The sequence below is a fragment of the Bacillus sp. SIMBA_031 genome (assembly GCF_046535225.1).
GTDB lineage: Bacteria > Bacillota > Bacilli > Bacillales > Bacillaceae > Bacillus > Bacillus velezensis.
Genome location: NZ_JAWRXC010000001.1, coordinates 1,054,554 through 1,070,525, shown reverse-complemented (window position 1 = coordinate 1,070,525; position 15,972 = coordinate 1,054,554). Strand labels below are relative to the sequence as shown.

The window sequence follows — 15,972 nt, the reverse complement described above, 5'->3', positions numbered from 1 at the left end:
ACACATGGACAAAACGAAAAATATCCAAAACATTTATCCCCTCAGCCGAATGCAGGAAGGAATGCTTTTTCATTCCTTTCTGCAAAAGGAGGGGGCTGCATATATCGAGCAATCCGTCTTCACCATAAAAGGCCGGCTTCGTCCGGAATTGTTTGAGCAAAGCGTACAGTCTGTCATCAGCCGCCACGATATTTTCAGAACGGTTTTTTTACCTCATGTCGCTCAGCTGAACGGCCCCCGCCAAGTTGTGCTGCGTGAGCGGGAATTCCGGCTGCACCGCGAAGATCTTACACATTTGGACGAAGAGGAACAGAGCATCTATTTACAGCGATTTAAGGAACGTGACCGCTTAAAAGGCTTTGACTTGCAAAAGGATATGCTGATGCGTGTTTCTTTGTTTAAAACGGGTGACGAAAAATATGTATGCGTCTGGAGCCACCATCACATTCTTATGGACGGCTGGTGCCTCGGCATCGTCCTCCAGGAATTCATGCATATGTACCGGGCGCTTGCATCAGGCTCACCCGTCACACTGGCACCCGCAAAGCCTTACAGCACTTATATTACATGGCTGACTGATCAGGACAAAGATGCGGCTTCTGAATATTGGAAAGGATATTTAGCAGGCTGCGAGACACCCACAGGACTCCCGAAAATATCGGCCCGTCCCCAGGAAAAAGGATACCGCAAGGAAGAGCTGCTGTTTTCTTTAGATCAAAACCTGACGGACAGGCTGAAAACCATCGCCAAAGAAGAGGGCGCTACGCTCGCGGTTCTTATGCAGACTGTATGGGGCCTGATGCTGCAGCGCTACAACCGGACGGACGATGCCGTATTCGGCGCCGTCGTATCAGGGCGGCCTTCCGTCATTGACGGCGTGGAAAGCATGATCGGGCTGTTTATCAATACCGTGCCGGTACGCATTAAAACGGGTGACGAAAGCTTTAGAGAACTGCTGGGGCGCTTGCAGAAAGAAATGCTTGATTCAGAGGCGTTCAGCTATCATCCGCTTGCTGACATCCAATCGCAGACTGAGCTGAAACAGGATTTAATCGACCATATCATCGTGTTTGAAAATTATCCGATTCAGCAGCAGATGAAAGACGCGGAAAAGGAATCGGATGCACCATTCCGGATCGGGAATGTCAACGTGTCGGAACAATCGGGCTACGATTTTAACCTCATCATAGCGCCCGGCGATGAGCTGCTCATCAAATTCAGCTACAATGCGAACGTTTATGACGAAGTATGGATAGAGAGCGTAAAAGGACACTTGGAAGAAGCTCTGCGCGGCGCCGCCTTCAATCCCGATGTTCCCGCTGATCGGCTTCCGATGCTCGGACAAAAGGAAAAATCAAGAATAATCGGCGAATTTAATGACACGAAAACAACTTATGAAAGAGATAAAAGCATCATCAGCCTGTTCAGCCGACAGGTGAAGAAAACCCCGGATCATCAGGCGCTTCACGCCGGCGGGCTGACGATGACGTACCGGGAGCTCGATGAACGGTCAACTGCATTCGCCCGCACCCTGCTGGAAAACGGTCTGCCGCCAAAGGGAATTGCCGGGATTCTGGCCGAACGCTCACCGGAATTTATCATCGCTGTTCTCGCTGTATTGAAAGCGGGAGGGACGTACCTTCCCCTTGATGCAGAACTGCCATCCGACAGGATCGCCGATATGCTCACTGAGAGCGGAGCACAGCTGTTAACGGTGCAAAAAGGGATTGAGACTGACTTTGACTTTTCTCACATCATCTCTATCCCGGCTGCAGCTGAAAAACAAACAGCTGATGCGGGAAAGCTGAATACCGATACAGCACCTGATGACCTTGCCTATATTATGTATACATCCGGTTCAACAGGAAAACCGAAGGGCGTGATGATTTCCAACCGAAACGTCGTATCGCTCGTGTCAAACAGCAATTACACGTCGGCCGGTGTGACGGATCGTCTCATTCTGACAGGGTCCATCGGTTTTGATGCAGTGACGTTTGAAATCTTCGGAGCGCTTTTGAACGGAGCATGTCTTCATGTGGTTGACCGCTCGACAATGCTTGCCCCTGAGAGGTTCGGCAATTATCTTTCTTCCAACCGGATTACGATTCTGTTTTTGACGACGGCGCTCTTTAACCAGTTTGCTCAGGCAGATCCGGAGATGTTTTCTGGGTTGCACACCTTATATGTCGGCGGAGAAGCATTGTCCCCGGCGCTCATCAATAAGGTCAGACACCGCTGTCCGAATCTCAGCCTTTATAACATATACGGACCGACGGAAAATACGACATTTTCCACCTTTTACGAAATCAGGCATGACTTTTCTCAGCCGATCCCAATCGGAAAACCGATCAGCAATTCAACCGCGTATATCATTGATAAAAATGGCGGACTTGCGCCGATCGGCGTGCCCGGTGAGCTTTGTGTCGGCGGTGACGGGGTTGCCAAAGGCTATTTAAACAGGCCTGACTTAACAAGTGAAGCATTTGTCAGCCATCCGGTTCATCCTGAAGAAAAGATCTACAAAACAGGCGACTTGGCACACTGGATGCCTGATGGAAGCATCGGTTACATCAGCCGTATCGACCGCCAATTCAAGATTCGCGGGAAGCGGATTGAGCCGGCCGAAATTGAAGCACGCTTGACTGAAATAGATGGAATCAGGGAATCGGCAGTCATCGCAGCAAAAGAAGGACAAGAAGCAATCCTTTGTGCGTATTATACAGGCGCACATGCTGAAGAAAGAGCCATTCGATCCCTGTTGGCCAGGTCGCTTCCCGACTATATGATTCCGCAGTATGTGATTAAGCTTGACCGTATGCCGCTTACCGCAAACGGCAAAGTGGACCGCCGCGGGCTGCCTGCGCCGGAACGGAAAAAAACGTCATCAAAAGCCGTTCCGCCACGAAACTGGGTGGAGCATGAGCTGATCGACATTTGGACGCCGATCCTCGGCTGCGGGGAGCTGGGCATACAGGATGACTTCTTTGAGCTGGGCGGCCATTCTTTGAAAGCATTGCAAGTGATTCATCAGCTGAAGACCAGGCAGCAGATGGATGTGCCGATTGAAATGATATTTGAATATCCGACAATTGAACAATTGGCTGAAAAGCTGTATTCCAGCACACTGTCGGAAGCTGCCGAACAGCATATCAGCAGACTGAATCAGCCGAAAGGCCGCAACCTATTCTGTTTTCCGCCTATCTCAGGTTTCGGGATTTTCTTTAAAGATCTGGCGGCGGCATTAAACGGACGGGCTGCTGTGTACGGTTTTAACTTTATTGAAGAAGACAGCAGAATGGAACAATACATTGATAAAATGCTGGAAATCCAGCCGGAAGGCCCTTATATCCTCTTCGGATATTCAGCGGGCGGCAATACGGCATTCGAGGCGGCAAAAGCGATGGAAAAGCGCGGCTTAGAAATCAGCGACGTCATTATCGCAGACGCGTACAGAAAGCTTGACGCACTGCCGCCGCAGCCAACAAACGCAACAGCCGAAAATGTCCCGGAAGCCGTCAGGGAAGCGGTCATCAGAAAAACAGAGCGCTATCAAACGTACTGGGCGGAACTGATAAATGACGGCCAAATTGCGGCAAACCTCCATTTTATCGAAGCCGGCATAAAGGAAGAGCACAGTGATAAGACCGAGCCGATGAAGTGGGAAGGCGCCACAACGGGACTCTATCAGGAATATCAAGGCGGGGGCGCCCATAAAGATATGTTTGAACCCGCCTTTGCACAGCAAAATGCTGAGGTCATACTGGACATCATTGCAAACAGCGGAAGACGCTTGGCGCGGAATCTGTAACATCCGGCAGAATGGCTGAAGAAGACAAAGGGCAAGATAGGGGAATCAAACTCAGTTTTTTTGGAGGCTTTGACATGACGAACCTATCTTGGCTTACGTATGTAATGATCATTCTTGCCAGCTACCGGCTGACCCATTTGATCGTATTTGATAAGATTACGGAATTCATAAGAAAACCCTTTATAAAGCAAGAAAAAACCGTCGATCAAAACGGGCGCGCCGTCCAAAAAAAAGTCCCTTCCTCCGCATTCGGTTATATGCTGCAATGTTATTGGTGTGCGGGCGTCTGGTGCGCCATATTGATCGGTATCTGCTACTTGGTCTGGCCCCGCTATGCACATCCGGTTATTTTCATTTTATCCATCGCCGGAGCGCAGGCCATTCTTGAAACATGTGTCGGCGTCGGAACGAAGGTCATTGACGTGCTCGCCGCCATAAAACATAAAAAGTCCTAAAGCGTTTTATTCGCTTTAGGACTTTTTTCTTTCCCTTTTAGGCTGAGAGGAGCAAAGCAGGCTTTCTGATTCACCGCCCGGAATGCTTCGGAATACCGTAAAGCAGAGAGGGGGAAAAACATGAAAAGCTGCCGTTTTAGCATGATATGGTTTTTGGCCGTTGTACTGACAGCCGGTATCTTTACATTCTCAGCATCCGCACAAGCAAGCGGCACTCAGCCGGAGAGAGAAATGAGAGCCGTATGGATCGCGTCTGTCACCAATATCGACTGGCCCTCTAAAAAAGGGCTGTCACCGGAAGAGCAAAAAAGAGAATACAGCAAGCTGCTGGATGACGTTCAGGAGATGGGAATGAACGCCGTTATCGTCCAAATTAAGCCTGCGGCTGATGCTTTTTATCCATCAGATTACGGGCCTTGGTCAGAGTATCTGACAGGAACACAAGGCAAAAATCCCGGCTACGATCCGCTTGCTTTTTTAGTTGAAGAGACACATAAACGGAATCTTGAATTTCACGCTTGGTTCAATCCTTACCGGATCACGATGAATCACACAAATTTGAATGCGCTTTCAGATGATCATCCCGCGCGTTCCCATCCGGACTGGGTCGCTGCATACGGAAAACAGCTGTACTATAATCCGGGCATTCCGGAAGTAAGACAATTTATAACGGATGGAATCAAAGAAGTGGTCAGCCGTTATGACATTGATGCGGTTCATATGGATGATTATTTTTATCCTTATAAAATTGCCGGACAGGAGTTCCCCGATCAGGCGGAATACGAACGGTACGGAAAAGCTCACTTTGCATCAGTTGATGACTGGCGCAGGGATAACGTCAACCGGCTTGTAAAAGAAATCAACCAAACCATCAAACGAGAAAAACCTTATGTCAAATTCGGAATCAGCCCGTTCGGCGTATGGAGAAATGCCGCAGATGACCCGACAGGCTCCGAAACGGCCGCAGGGGTACGGAACTACGATGATTTATACGCTGATACGAGAGAATGGATCCAAAAAGGATACATTGATTACATCGCACCGCAAATTTACTGGAGCATCGGATTTAAAGCGGCGGCATATGACGTCTTAGCGGATTGGTGGGGAAAAGAAGTGAACAATCGGCCGGTGCATTTATATATCGGGCAGGCAGCTTATAAAATCAACAACAATGCTGACCCGGCCTGGGCCGACCCGGGGGAATACGGAAGACAGATTACTCTAAACAGGGGATCAGCTTGGATTAAAGGAAGCATGCATTTCAGTTTAAAGGATTTAAACCGTAATCCGCTCGATGTGAAAAACCGTTTGATCAAAGACATGTACAGCCGGCCCGCATTAATTCCCGAGATGCCTTGGCTCGGACATTCCGCTTTAAAAAAACCGGCTGTCAAACGGGCGGAGAAGAATGCTTCAGGCCATACACTCTATATTGAAGATGCGAAATCCAACGGTAAAAAAACGGCTTATTACGCCATTTACCGCGCAGAAAAGGGAAAGCAGCCTTATTTAGTGGATACAGTCAGAAAAACATCGTCACGGACGCAGACATTTTCAGATACTGATACTCGGGCGAAAGGAGTCTGCACCTATATCGTTACTTCCGTTGACAGGCTTCACCATGAGAGCCATCCCTCCGCAAAACGGACGGTTAAATAGCATTATTAATAAAACTGACAGTTGCGGCGCTGTCAGTTTTTTTGTAGCGGATGAGTCCGAATGTTCAGACTTCATTTGGATGGAATGAATAAAGACCCCCATTAATAAAATGTAGAAAGCAGCAGAAGGAGGAAGGTTAATGAATTTTCAACTGACAAAAGAACAGCAGATGGTGCGCGAAATGGTCAGAGATTTCGCCAAAAATGAAATTGCCCCGAAAGCCCATGAGGTTGATCAATCAGCCGTCTTCCCGATAGACACATTTAAAAAAATAGGCGAACTCGGGCTGCTCGGAATTCCGTTTCCGGAAGAATACGGCGGGGCGGGCGGTGACACCATTTCATATGCAGCAGCGGTCGAAGAAATCGGAAAAGCCTGCGGCAGCACGGGGCTGAGCTACGCGGCAGCCGTGTCACTCGGCGCAAGCCCATTATACTATTTCGGTACTGAACAGCAAAAGCAAGAACATCTTATTCCGCTTGCTTCGGGAAAAGCGCTCGGATCTTTCGGACTGACAGAGCCGAATGCCGGTTCAGATGCCGGCGGAACCCAGACAAAAGCCGAGAAAAAGGGCGATGACTATGTGATAAACGGAGAGAAATGCTGGATCACAAACGCAAATTACGCCCGCACTGTCATTGTCACCGCCGTTACGGGAAAGAACTCCGCCGGAAAACCGATCATTTCAGCTCTCATCGTCCCGACAGACACACCGGGATTTACGATTACAAATCCGTACGACAAGATGGGTGTGAGAGGGTCGGATACGGCCGAGCTTGTGCTGGAGGATGTCAGGGTGCCTGCCGATAACCTGCTCGGTGATCCTGAAAAGGGTTTTAAACAATTTTTATATACATTAGACGGCGGGCGGATCTCGATTGCGGCACTGGCTGTCGGTATCGCTCAAGGCGCACTGGAGGCGTCGCTGTCATATGCGAAGGAACGCAAGCAGTTCGGCAGTCCGATATCGTCATTTCAAGCCATTCAATTTAAGCTGGCCGATATGGCGATGGAAATTGACCTTGCCAGACAGATGGTGCTTAAAGCGGCATGGCTGAAGGATCAAAACCTGCCATTTACGAAAGAAGCGGCATTCGCCAAGCTTTATGCTTCAGAAATGGCCGTCAGAGCATGCCTTCAGGCCATCCAAATTCATGGCGGTTCCGGTTATATGAAGGAATGCGGTGTCGAACGTATGCTTCGTGACGCAAAGCTGATGGAGATTGGCGAAGGAACGTCAGAAATTCAAAGAATGGTCATCGCAAGACAGCTTTTGAAGTGAAATGAAAACGTTTACTAAGACAGGGATGGAAAGGGGCAGGTCATATGGCTGAACTTATCCATTTAACAGCCGGAAAGCTGCTTGAGCAGACCGCGGAGCTTTTTCCGGATCGTGAAGCGGTTGTTTACCCTGAGCGCGGCCTTCGTTATACGTATGCCGAGTTTGACCGGTTATGCCGGCAAACCGCAAAAGGGCTGATGAAGCTGGGAGTTGAAAAAGGAGATCATGTGGCCATATGGGCATCCAACATTCCGGAATGGCTCGCGGCGCAATTTGCAACGGCGAAAATCGGCGCCGTTCTGGTCACCATTAATACCAATTTTCAAATCGCAGAGCTCGATTACCTGCTGGCACATTCAGACGTCTCGGCCCTGATAATCATGGATTCCTACCGGCAGACATCTTATGTTGAGATAGTGAATAAGCTGATTCCGGAGCTGAAAACGTGTGAGCGCGGCAGGCTGCGTTCGAAACGTTATCCCTTTTTACGGACGGTGTTATTTATCGGTGATAAAAGCCCGCCCGGGATGCACCGTTGGGATTCTTTGCTGAAGGATGCTGAGTCTGTAACGGATGCAGAGCTTGACGGAAGGATGGACAGCCTGAAAAAGGATGATTGCATTCATATGCAATATACATCAGGTACGACCGGATTTCCGAAAGGCGTCATGCTCTCACATTTTAATATCGTAAATAACGCGGCCAATATCGCAGAATGCATGAAGCTTACTTCAAGTGACCGTTTATGTATTCCCGTGCCGTTTTTCCACTGCTTTGGGTGTGTGCTCGGCGTGCTGGCATGTGTTTCCGCGGGTGCGGCGATGATTCCGATCGAACAGTTTTCTCCGCCGGCCGTTCTGAAAACGGTGGAGCAAGAAGCCTGCACGGCTCTGCACGGTGTACCGACGATGTTTATCGCCCTCCTTCATGACAGCCGTTTTTCTGAATATGATCTTTCTCACGTCCGAACCGGTATTATGGCAGGCTCGCCATGCCCGGCGGAAGTCATGAGAGAAGTGATCGGCAAAATGGGGATGACTGACATTACAATTGCCTACGGACAGACCGAAGCATCACCTGTCATTACGCAGACAAGAACGGATGATTCATTTGAAAGAAGAGTGGAAACAGCGGGGCGCGCGCTTCCCCATATCGAAGTCAGAATCGTTCGGCCCGGAACATCCCAAGAAGCCGACCGGGGCGAACAAGGAGAGCTCTGCACCCGCGGATATCATGTCATGAAAGGCTATTATAAAAATCAAGAAGCGACCGAAGAAGCGATAGACAAAGACGGCTGGCTGCATACCGGTGATTTGGCGGTCATGGACGAGGACGGATACTGCAAAATCACGGGCCGTCTGAAAGACATGCTGATCAGGGGCGGCGAAAATATCTATCCGCGCGAGATTGAGGAAATGTTATATCGGCATCCCGCGGTAGCAGACGTTCAGGTCGTCGGCGTGCCTGATCCGAAATACGGAGAAGAGGCCGCGGCATGGGTCAGGCTCAAAGACGGACAAACCGCTTCCGCAGAAGACATCAGAACCTTTTGCAAAGAACATATCGCCCGCTATAAAGTCCCCAGGTACGTTTTGTTTACAGATGAATATCCAATGACAGCCTCAGGAAAAATTCAGAAATTCAAGCTGCGGGAAAAAACGATTGAAGAGCTCAAGTTAACTTAATGAAAAAGGAGTGCTTCACATTTGTTTAAAAAAGTCCTGATTGCCAACAGAGGAGAAATCGCCTTAAGAATTATCCGCACCTGCAAACGTCTCGGCATCCCCTCGTCAGCTGTCTATTCAGAAGCCGACCGGGACGCGCTGCACGTAAAAGCGGCTGATGAGGCCTATCCGATCGGAAAATCGAGAGTAAATGAAAGCTATTTACATATCGACAGAATCATAGAAGCCGCCAAATCCGCCGGAGCGGACGCCATTCATCCGGGCTACGGGCTTCTGTCAGAAAACAGCCTGTTCGCTGAACGCTGCCGGAAGGAACAAATCACATTTATCGGTCCGCCCGGTGATATCATAGCCAAGATGGGCAGCAAGATAGAAGCCCGAAAAACGATGCAAATAGCAAAGGTCCCGATCGTTCCCGGTGTTTCAGAGCCATTGCCCGATGTTCACTCCGCCTTAGCCGAAGCCCGTGCCATCGGTTTTCCGGTCATGCTGAAAGCGTCCGCAGGAGGAGGCGGAATCGGCATGCAGATCGTACATTCAGAAGAAGAGCTGGCCAAAGCGTTTGAAGGAAATCAAAAGCGGGCCGCGTCCTTTTTTGGAGACGGCGCAATGTACATGGAAAAGGTCATTGAAAATGCCCGTCATATTGAAATTCAGATACTCGCAGATTCTTTCGGCAACACCGTTCATCTGTTTGAACGTGACTGTTCAGTACAAAGGCGCCACCAAAAAGTGATAGAAGAAGCGCCGTCGCCGTTTGTTGACGATGAATTAAGACAAAGACTCGGTGAAACCGCCGTTAAAGCCGCTAAATCGATCGGCTACCAAAATGCAGGCACAATAGAATTTCTCGTCGACCAAAAGAAACAAATCTATTTTTTAGAGATGAACACAAGACTGCAGGTGGAGCATCCGGTGACAGAAGAAATTACAGGACTGGATCTTGTGGAAGAACAGCTGAAAATTGCCGCTGGGCAGGCGCTGACTTTCTCGCAGAAAGATATCAACCACCGCGGTCATGCGATTGAAGTGCGGATCTATGCGGAAGATCCGGTCACCTTTTACCCGTCACCCGGTACCATCTCGTCTTTTTCCGTTTTACAACATCCGTCAGTGCGACACGAATGCGCCGTCGAAAAGGGAAGCGTCATTTCTCCGTTTTACGATCCGATGATTGCCAAAATGATCGTCACGGCGAATACGAGAAAACAAGCCATTGAACAACTGAAAACCGCCCTTGGCGAATATCATGTAGAAGGGATTAAAACCAACATTCCGCTGCTGACAAAAATTGCTCATTCAGAAGTGTTTGAAAAGGGCGAGGCAACAACCGGTTTTTTACAAACAATGAACGAGGGGGCGTCATAATGCGCGTCATAAAAATTCAGATGGCGGGAAACCTGTGGAAAATTCATGTGAAGCCGGGTGATGTCATTGAAGAAGGACAGGAAGTGGCCATCTTGGAATCTATGAAAATGGAAATTCCGATTATCGCTGATGCAGCGGGTACGGTGAAAGAAGTGAAAAAATCAGAAGGTGATTTCACTGATGAAGGAGAGGTCCTGATTGAACTTCAATAAAACGGGAGGTGCAGCATGAACTGTCCGAAACATGTCCGCATCAATGAAGTAGGACCGCGTGACGGCTTGCAGAATGAATCGGCGTGGGTGGATACAGAAGATAAGATTGAGTGGATCAATATGCTGTCAAAAACAGGCCTTCCCTATATCGAAGTGACATCATTCGTGCATCCGAAATGGATTCCGGCTCTTCGTGACAGCCTGGACGTCGCAAAAGGCATTGCCAGATCTGAACATACGGTCTACGCGGCTCTCGTTCCGAACCTCATCGGACTGGAGCATGCGGCAGAAGGCGGAATCGATCAGGCATGTGTATTTTTATCTGCAAGCGAAACCCATAACCAAAAAAACGTAAACAAACCGATTGACCGGACCGTTCAAGAGCTCAGGCGGGTTATTACTGAAGCAAAAGCTGAAAAAATGGCGACGAGAGCTTATCTGTCCACTGTGTTCGGCTGTCCGTACGAACAGAACGTGCCGGTCGAACAAGTCATCCGCCTGTCAGACACCCTGCTCGAAATGGGTGTTGATGAAATATCGCTCGGCGACACGATCGGCGCGGCAAACCCCTTGCAGGTCATAGCCGTGCTTGAAGCCCTTTTGCCGAGAATTCCCGCCTCAAAAATCGCACTCCATTTCCATGATACAAGAGGAACGGCTCTAGCGAATATCATTCCCGCTCTTGATATGGGCATCACATCCTTTGATACTTCCTCAGGCGGGCTTGGCGGCTGCCCGTACGCCCCTGGATCAGCAGGCAACGCTGCCACAGAAGACGTCATTTATATGCTCGAACAAATGGGGATTGATACCGGGACGGACATGAATAAACTTCTTTATGCCGCCGGTTGGATCGCGGATAAAATAGGCAAAAACCTGCCAAGCAGAAACCTGCAGGCATTCAGAACGAAATGAGAAAGGAGAAGCCATGGAAGATTGCGTCTTGTATTCCGTCTGTCAAGAAACGATCGGTCTGATCACGCTGAACCGCCCGCATGCGGCCAACTCGCTGTCTTCAGAAATGATTGATCATTTACAGCGTGTGATTGAAGACATCAAAAACTCGCCATCCATTCGTTGTGTCATTCTCACCGGCAACGGGAACACATTTTGCGCCGGTGCTGATTTAAAAGAAAGAGCGGGGATGAATCATGAACAAGTCAGACAAAGCGTCAGGCGTATCGGTGAAACGGCCGCATCCATTGAAGCTCTCCCGCAGCCAGTCATTGCAGCGCTGAACGGAACCGCTGTCGGAGGAGGCCTTGAACTCGCCCTCGCCTGCGATATCAGAACAGCCGTCAGCCGGGCGGGCCTCAGCCTTCCTGAAACAGGGCTTGCGATTATTCCCGGGGCGGGCGGAACACAGAGACTGCCCCGGCTTATCGGCCCTGGCGCGGCAAAAGAATTGATCTATACCGGCCGAAGACTTTCTGCAGAAGAGGGAAAAGACATGAAGCTGATCGAGCATGTTTATGAAGCCGATGAACTTATGGAAAAAGCAAAAGCACTGGCCGGCCGAATCGCCGCTAATGGGCCGATCGCCGTCAGACAAGCAAAATCCGCGATAAACAAGGGTCTGGAGACAGATCTCAATACAGGACTCGAAATCGAACGAAAAGCATATGAACAAGTCATCCCCACACTTGACAGAGAAGAGGGCCTGCGCGCTTTTAAAGAAAAAAGACCCCCTGAATACAAAGGAAAATAAAACATGGAGGGACTCGGATGGATTACGAAAAAGAACGGCAGACACGCAGCAAAACGATTGAAAAGGGAGGAGCCGCGAAATATCACGCAAGCAACGAAAAGAAGGGAAAACTTTTTGTAAGAGACAGGCTGAAGCTTTTATTCGATGACGGCATATCCGTTGAAGACGCTTTTTTCGCCGAGTGCATGTCAGACGGACTTCCGGCAGACGGGGTCGTTACCGGGATCGGCACCATCGGCGGCAGAACCGTTTGTGTGATGGCAAACGACTCAACCGTAAAGGCGGGCTCGTGGGGCGCGAAAACGGTGGAAAAAATCATCCGCATTCAGGAGACGGCGGAAAAGCTTCAGTGTCCGCTCTTGTACTTAGTCGATTCCGCAGGTGCGAGAATTACGGATCAGGTCGACATGTTCCCGGGCAGAAGGGGAGCCGGCCGCATCTTTTATAATCAAGTAAAGCTGTCGGGCCGCATTCCGCAAATCTGTTTATTGTTCGGCCCTTCCGCTGCGGGCGGCGCTTACATTCCGGCCTTTTGCGACATTGTCATTATGGTCGAAGGCAATGCATCCATGTACTTAGGTTCCCCGCGTATGGCAGAAATGGTGATTGGCGAGAAAGTATCGCTTGAAGAAATGGGCGGCGCCCGTATGCATTGTTCCGTATCAGGCTGCGGTGATCTCCTCGCCCAGACGGAACAGGAAGCAATCATGATGGCGCAGACATACCTCAGCTATTTTCCGTCAAATTATACTGACAAAGCGCCCGTCAATAAATCTAAGAACCCGAAAGCTTTTGAAAAACCGCTCTCAGATGTCATCCCGGCACATCAAAACGCACCGTTCAACATGATGGATTTAATTGAACGTGTCATCGATGAAGACTCATTTTTTGAGATTAAACCGTTATTTGCGCAGGAATTAATAACGGGGCTTGCGCGGATTCACGGACAGCCGGTCGGCATTATCGCCAATCAGCCGCGTGTCAAAGGGGGGGTTTTATTTCTCGATTCGGCGGATAAAGCCGCAAAATTTATCGCTTTGTGCGACGCATTCCATATTCCGCTTCTGTTTTTAGCAGACATTCCCGGATTCATGATCGGAACGAAGGTTGAGCAGGCGGGCATCATCAGGCATGGCGCAAAAATGATCTCCGCAATGGCGGAAGCGACTGTTCCGAAGCTTTCCGTTATCGTCAGAAAAGCCTACGGTGCCGGATTATACGCGATGGCGGGGCCTGCTTTTGAACCGGACTGCTGTTTAGCGCTTCCGACTGCGCAAATTGCCGTAATGGGTCCTGAAGCAGCGGTGAATGCGGTCTACGCAAACAAAATCAGCGAGCTCACACCTGAAGAAAGGCCAGCTTTTATTCAAGAAAAGCGTGATGAATATAAGGAAGACATTAACCTTTACCGGCTTGCCTCTGAAATGGTGATTGACGGCATTGTTCCTGCTGATTCCTTGCGGGAAGAACTCAATAAACGCCTCACTGCTTACATGTCCAAACAACTGACATTCACACACCGGAAACACCCCGTATACCCGGTATAAATAAAAAAAAGACTGCATAGATCCGGCTCGCAGCCGTTCTTATGCAGTCTTTTTTCACAGTCTTGATCTCATTTTCTTCACAACAAAATAAACAACAATAAATACGAGAGCCAATATAATGATCGGAGTTGTATACATTCCGGCATAGCTGTCTACGTCTTTCCACTGTCCCCCGAGCTGATACCCGAGATAAACGAAAATGACAGACCACGGAATAATGGCGAGTGTCGTCAATATGACAAACTTGGAAAGAGGCATTTTCGCAAGGCCGGCCGGGATGGAGATCGCATGTCTGACGACCGGGATAAACCGCGCCGAGAACACAACGCCGGCGCCGTAACGGCGAAACCAGTTTTCCGCAACATCAACATGATGCTTTTTCAGAAGTAAGTACTTGCCGTACTTGTCCAAAAACGGCCGTCCCCCATAACGGGCGATCCAGTAAATAAAGCACTGCGCGATCGTTCCCCCGATCACACCGGCGACAATGGCGCCGATAAAGCTGATCGTGCCTTCTGACACCATATAGCCTCCGTAAGCCAGAACGATTTCACTCGGAATGATTTCGATCATTAATCCGAGCGCAATCCCTAAATAGCCCATACTTGTCAGCCAGGATAATATTTCACTAATAAAATTGCCCACACTGTTCACAACCTCTTTATCTTTTTACCCAATTATATGACTGATTGACAAGCAAAATGGTTACAAATTATTTTTTAACGCACGATTTCTTCAGATTCTCTTTTTAACACCTCTTCTAAATAAGCTAAAAGTTTCGGTCTCATTTCTTCCCGCAGAAGCCCTATCTCCGTGCCGGCCTTAAAACAGCCGAACTTATCTCCTATATCAAACCGGCTTCCTTCAAGCTCCCGCGCGTAAATGCTTCGGGTGCGGCACACTTCGCGCAGCGCGTCTGTCAATTGGATTTCGTTGCCCGCGCCTCTTCCGATCGTCTTCAGCGCTTTAAAAATGGCAGGGGTTAATATGTAGCGGCCCATCACGGCAATATGAGAGGGCGCCTTTTCAACAGCCGGTTTCTCAATCAGATCCTCAACCTGGTACACATGACCGCTCTGCCGCCCCGTCTGTATAATACCATATTTGCTGACATCAGCAGGATCGACGGGCTGTACGCCGATCGTTTCTGTGCCGTGTTGGTTATAGACGTCTATGAGCTGTGAAAGAGCAGGAGTATCAGATACCATAATATCATCACCTAATAGAACGGCAAAAGGCTCATCTCCGATAAAATGCTCCGCACACAGCACCGCATGTCCTAATCCGAGCGGTTCTTTCTGACGGATGTAATGAATATTGGCCAAATCGGCAATCCGCTGCATTTCCTTCAGCGCCTCCGTCTTGCCTTTTTCCTCAAGATTGAATTCCAATTCCGCCGACCGGTCAAAATGATCTTCAATCGAGCGTTTGTTTCTCCCTGTAATAATCAATATATCTTCAATTCCTGCCGCTGCGGCCTCTTCGACAATATATTGGATGGCCGGTTTGTCGACAATCGGCAGCATTTCTTTAGGCTGCGCCTTTGTCGCCGGCAGAAATCTCGTTCCTAAACCTGCTGCGGGAATGACCGCTTTTCTCACTTTTTTTCTCATTCATCTTCACTCCTGATCCTGTATGTTTTTCAGCGAATCTCCAAATACCCAGATTCGGTTTCCGATAAAATTCATCATCATTCCGCCGATAGTGGCGGCGAACTTACTCACCAATAGCGAACAGCCGCCTTTTTGAAACGCGTAAAGCAGCAAAAAGGTGATTCCCGACGCGGCAAGATTAATCATGACAAATCGCATGATCTCTTTCTCGTCAGCCTTGCGTTTTACACGAAACGTCCACTTCCGGTTCCATACATAGCTGTTGATGATCCCTGCCGAATAGGAGCAGATCTGCGCCGGAAGATAGGGGACATGACAAGCGGCGAGAAGAAAGAAGACACCAAAATCGATCAGCGTATTGCCGACGCCTACAGTGCAAAAACGGCCTGCTGTCTTTACTTTTTCTTTCAGCATAACGGTGACCTCCCCTCATAATAAGATGCGGTTCGCTGTCCTATTTGTTGATATGGATTACTTTAGCGGACAGTGTTGAATAAACAATTACTAAAATATGAACAAAACATGAAAACGTAGTGGGGCTTTGCAAAACTCATTAATTTAACAGTTTGATAGTTTAGGTTGACATATTCCGTGGAGGGCACTAATATTCTGTATAAGTGTTAACCTTTTATTAT

Annotated in this window: 12 protein-coding genes and 1 pseudogene; 10 read left to right on the top strand and 3 right to left on the bottom strand. The window is 49.0% G+C overall.

Annotated features, from left to right (window positions below; translation table 11 throughout):
* Positions 1–4: 4 nt before the first annotated feature.
* The 10 genes from SB724_RS04895 to SB724_RS04850 all read left to right on the top strand — a co-directional run bounded on the left by SB724_RS04895 (position 5) and on the right by SB724_RS04850 (position 13,724).
* A complete protein-coding gene (locus SB724_RS04895; protein WP_410570291.1) occupies positions 5–3,808 on the top strand; it encodes a non-ribosomal peptide synthetase in 3,804 nt (1,267 codons plus the stop codon).
* A gap of 74 nt (positions 3,809–3,882) precedes the next feature.
* Entirely contained in the window at positions 3,883–4,263 is a 381-nt protein-coding gene (locus SB724_RS04890; RefSeq protein ID WP_003153891.1) for a DUF1360 domain-containing protein, read from the top strand.
* Between the two features lie 120 nt (positions 4,264–4,383).
* Positions 4,384–5,922, top strand: a complete 1,539-nt coding sequence (locus SB724_RS04885) for a glycoside hydrolase family 10-like protein (protein ID WP_265971613.1) — start codon at positions 4,384–4,386, stop codon at positions 5,920–5,922.
* 139 nt (positions 5,923–6,061) lie between these two features.
* Entirely contained in the window at positions 6,062–7,204 is a 1,143-nt protein-coding gene (locus SB724_RS04880) for an acyl-CoA dehydrogenase family protein (RefSeq protein WP_375005465.1), read from the top strand.
* Between the two features lie 44 nt (positions 7,205–7,248).
* A complete protein-coding gene (locus SB724_RS04875) occupies positions 7,249–8,889 on the top strand; it encodes an AMP-binding protein (protein ID WP_410570288.1) in 1,641 nt (546 codons plus the stop codon).
* Positions 8,890–8,910: 21 nt separating this feature from the next.
* Positions 8,911–10,257: an acetyl-CoA carboxylase biotin carboxylase subunit gene (locus tag SB724_RS04870; RefSeq protein WP_410570286.1), complete on the top strand. Its 1,347-nt coding sequence runs from the start codon at positions 8,911–8,913 to the stop codon at positions 10,255–10,257.
* Positions 10,257–10,469, top strand: a complete 213-nt coding sequence (locus SB724_RS04865; protein WP_265971616.1) for an acetyl-CoA carboxylase biotin carboxyl carrier protein subunit — start codon at positions 10,257–10,259, stop codon at positions 10,467–10,469. Before SB724_RS04870 ends, SB724_RS04865 begins: the two co-directional genes overlap by 1 nt.
* A 15-nt stretch (positions 10,470–10,484) precedes the next feature.
* Complete coding sequence (locus SB724_RS04860) at positions 10,485–11,384, top strand: hydroxymethylglutaryl-CoA lyase (RefSeq protein ID WP_410570284.1); 900 nt, start codon at positions 10,485–10,487, stop codon at positions 11,382–11,384.
* Positions 11,385–11,397: 13 nt separating this feature from the next.
* Positions 11,398–12,177 (top strand): enoyl-CoA hydratase, encoded by a 780-nt coding sequence (locus tag SB724_RS04855; RefSeq protein ID WP_410570282.1) that lies wholly within the window; start codon positions 11,398–11,400, stop codon positions 12,175–12,177.
* A gap of 17 nt (positions 12,178–12,194) precedes the next feature.
* Complete coding sequence (locus SB724_RS04850) at positions 12,195–13,724, top strand: acyl-CoA carboxylase subunit beta (RefSeq protein ID WP_410570280.1); 1,530 nt, start codon at positions 12,195–12,197, stop codon at positions 13,722–13,724.
* A 54-nt stretch (positions 13,725–13,778) separates the two neighbouring features.
* On the opposite strand, the gene uptA is transcribed toward SB724_RS04850, so the two are convergent.
* The 3 genes and pseudogenes from uptA to SB724_RS04835 form a co-directional block, all read right to left on the bottom strand.
* Positions 13,779–14,369 carry an undecaprenyl phosphate transporter UptA gene (gene uptA / locus SB724_RS04845; protein WP_007410125.1) on the bottom strand — a complete coding sequence of 197 codons (591 nt, stop codon included), beginning with the start codon at positions 14,367–14,369 and terminating at the stop codon, positions 13,779–13,781.
* A gap of 74 nt (positions 14,370–14,443) precedes the next feature.
* Positions 14,444–15,337, bottom strand: a complete 894-nt coding sequence (gene galU, locus SB724_RS04840; protein ID WP_265971619.1) for a UTP--glucose-1-phosphate uridylyltransferase GalU — start codon at positions 15,335–15,337, stop codon at positions 14,444–14,446.
* A gap of 6 nt (positions 15,338–15,343) precedes the next feature.
* A pseudogene (locus tag SB724_RS04835) lies at positions 15,344–15,795 on the bottom strand (GtrA family protein).
* Positions 15,796–15,972: the final 177 nt, after the last annotated feature.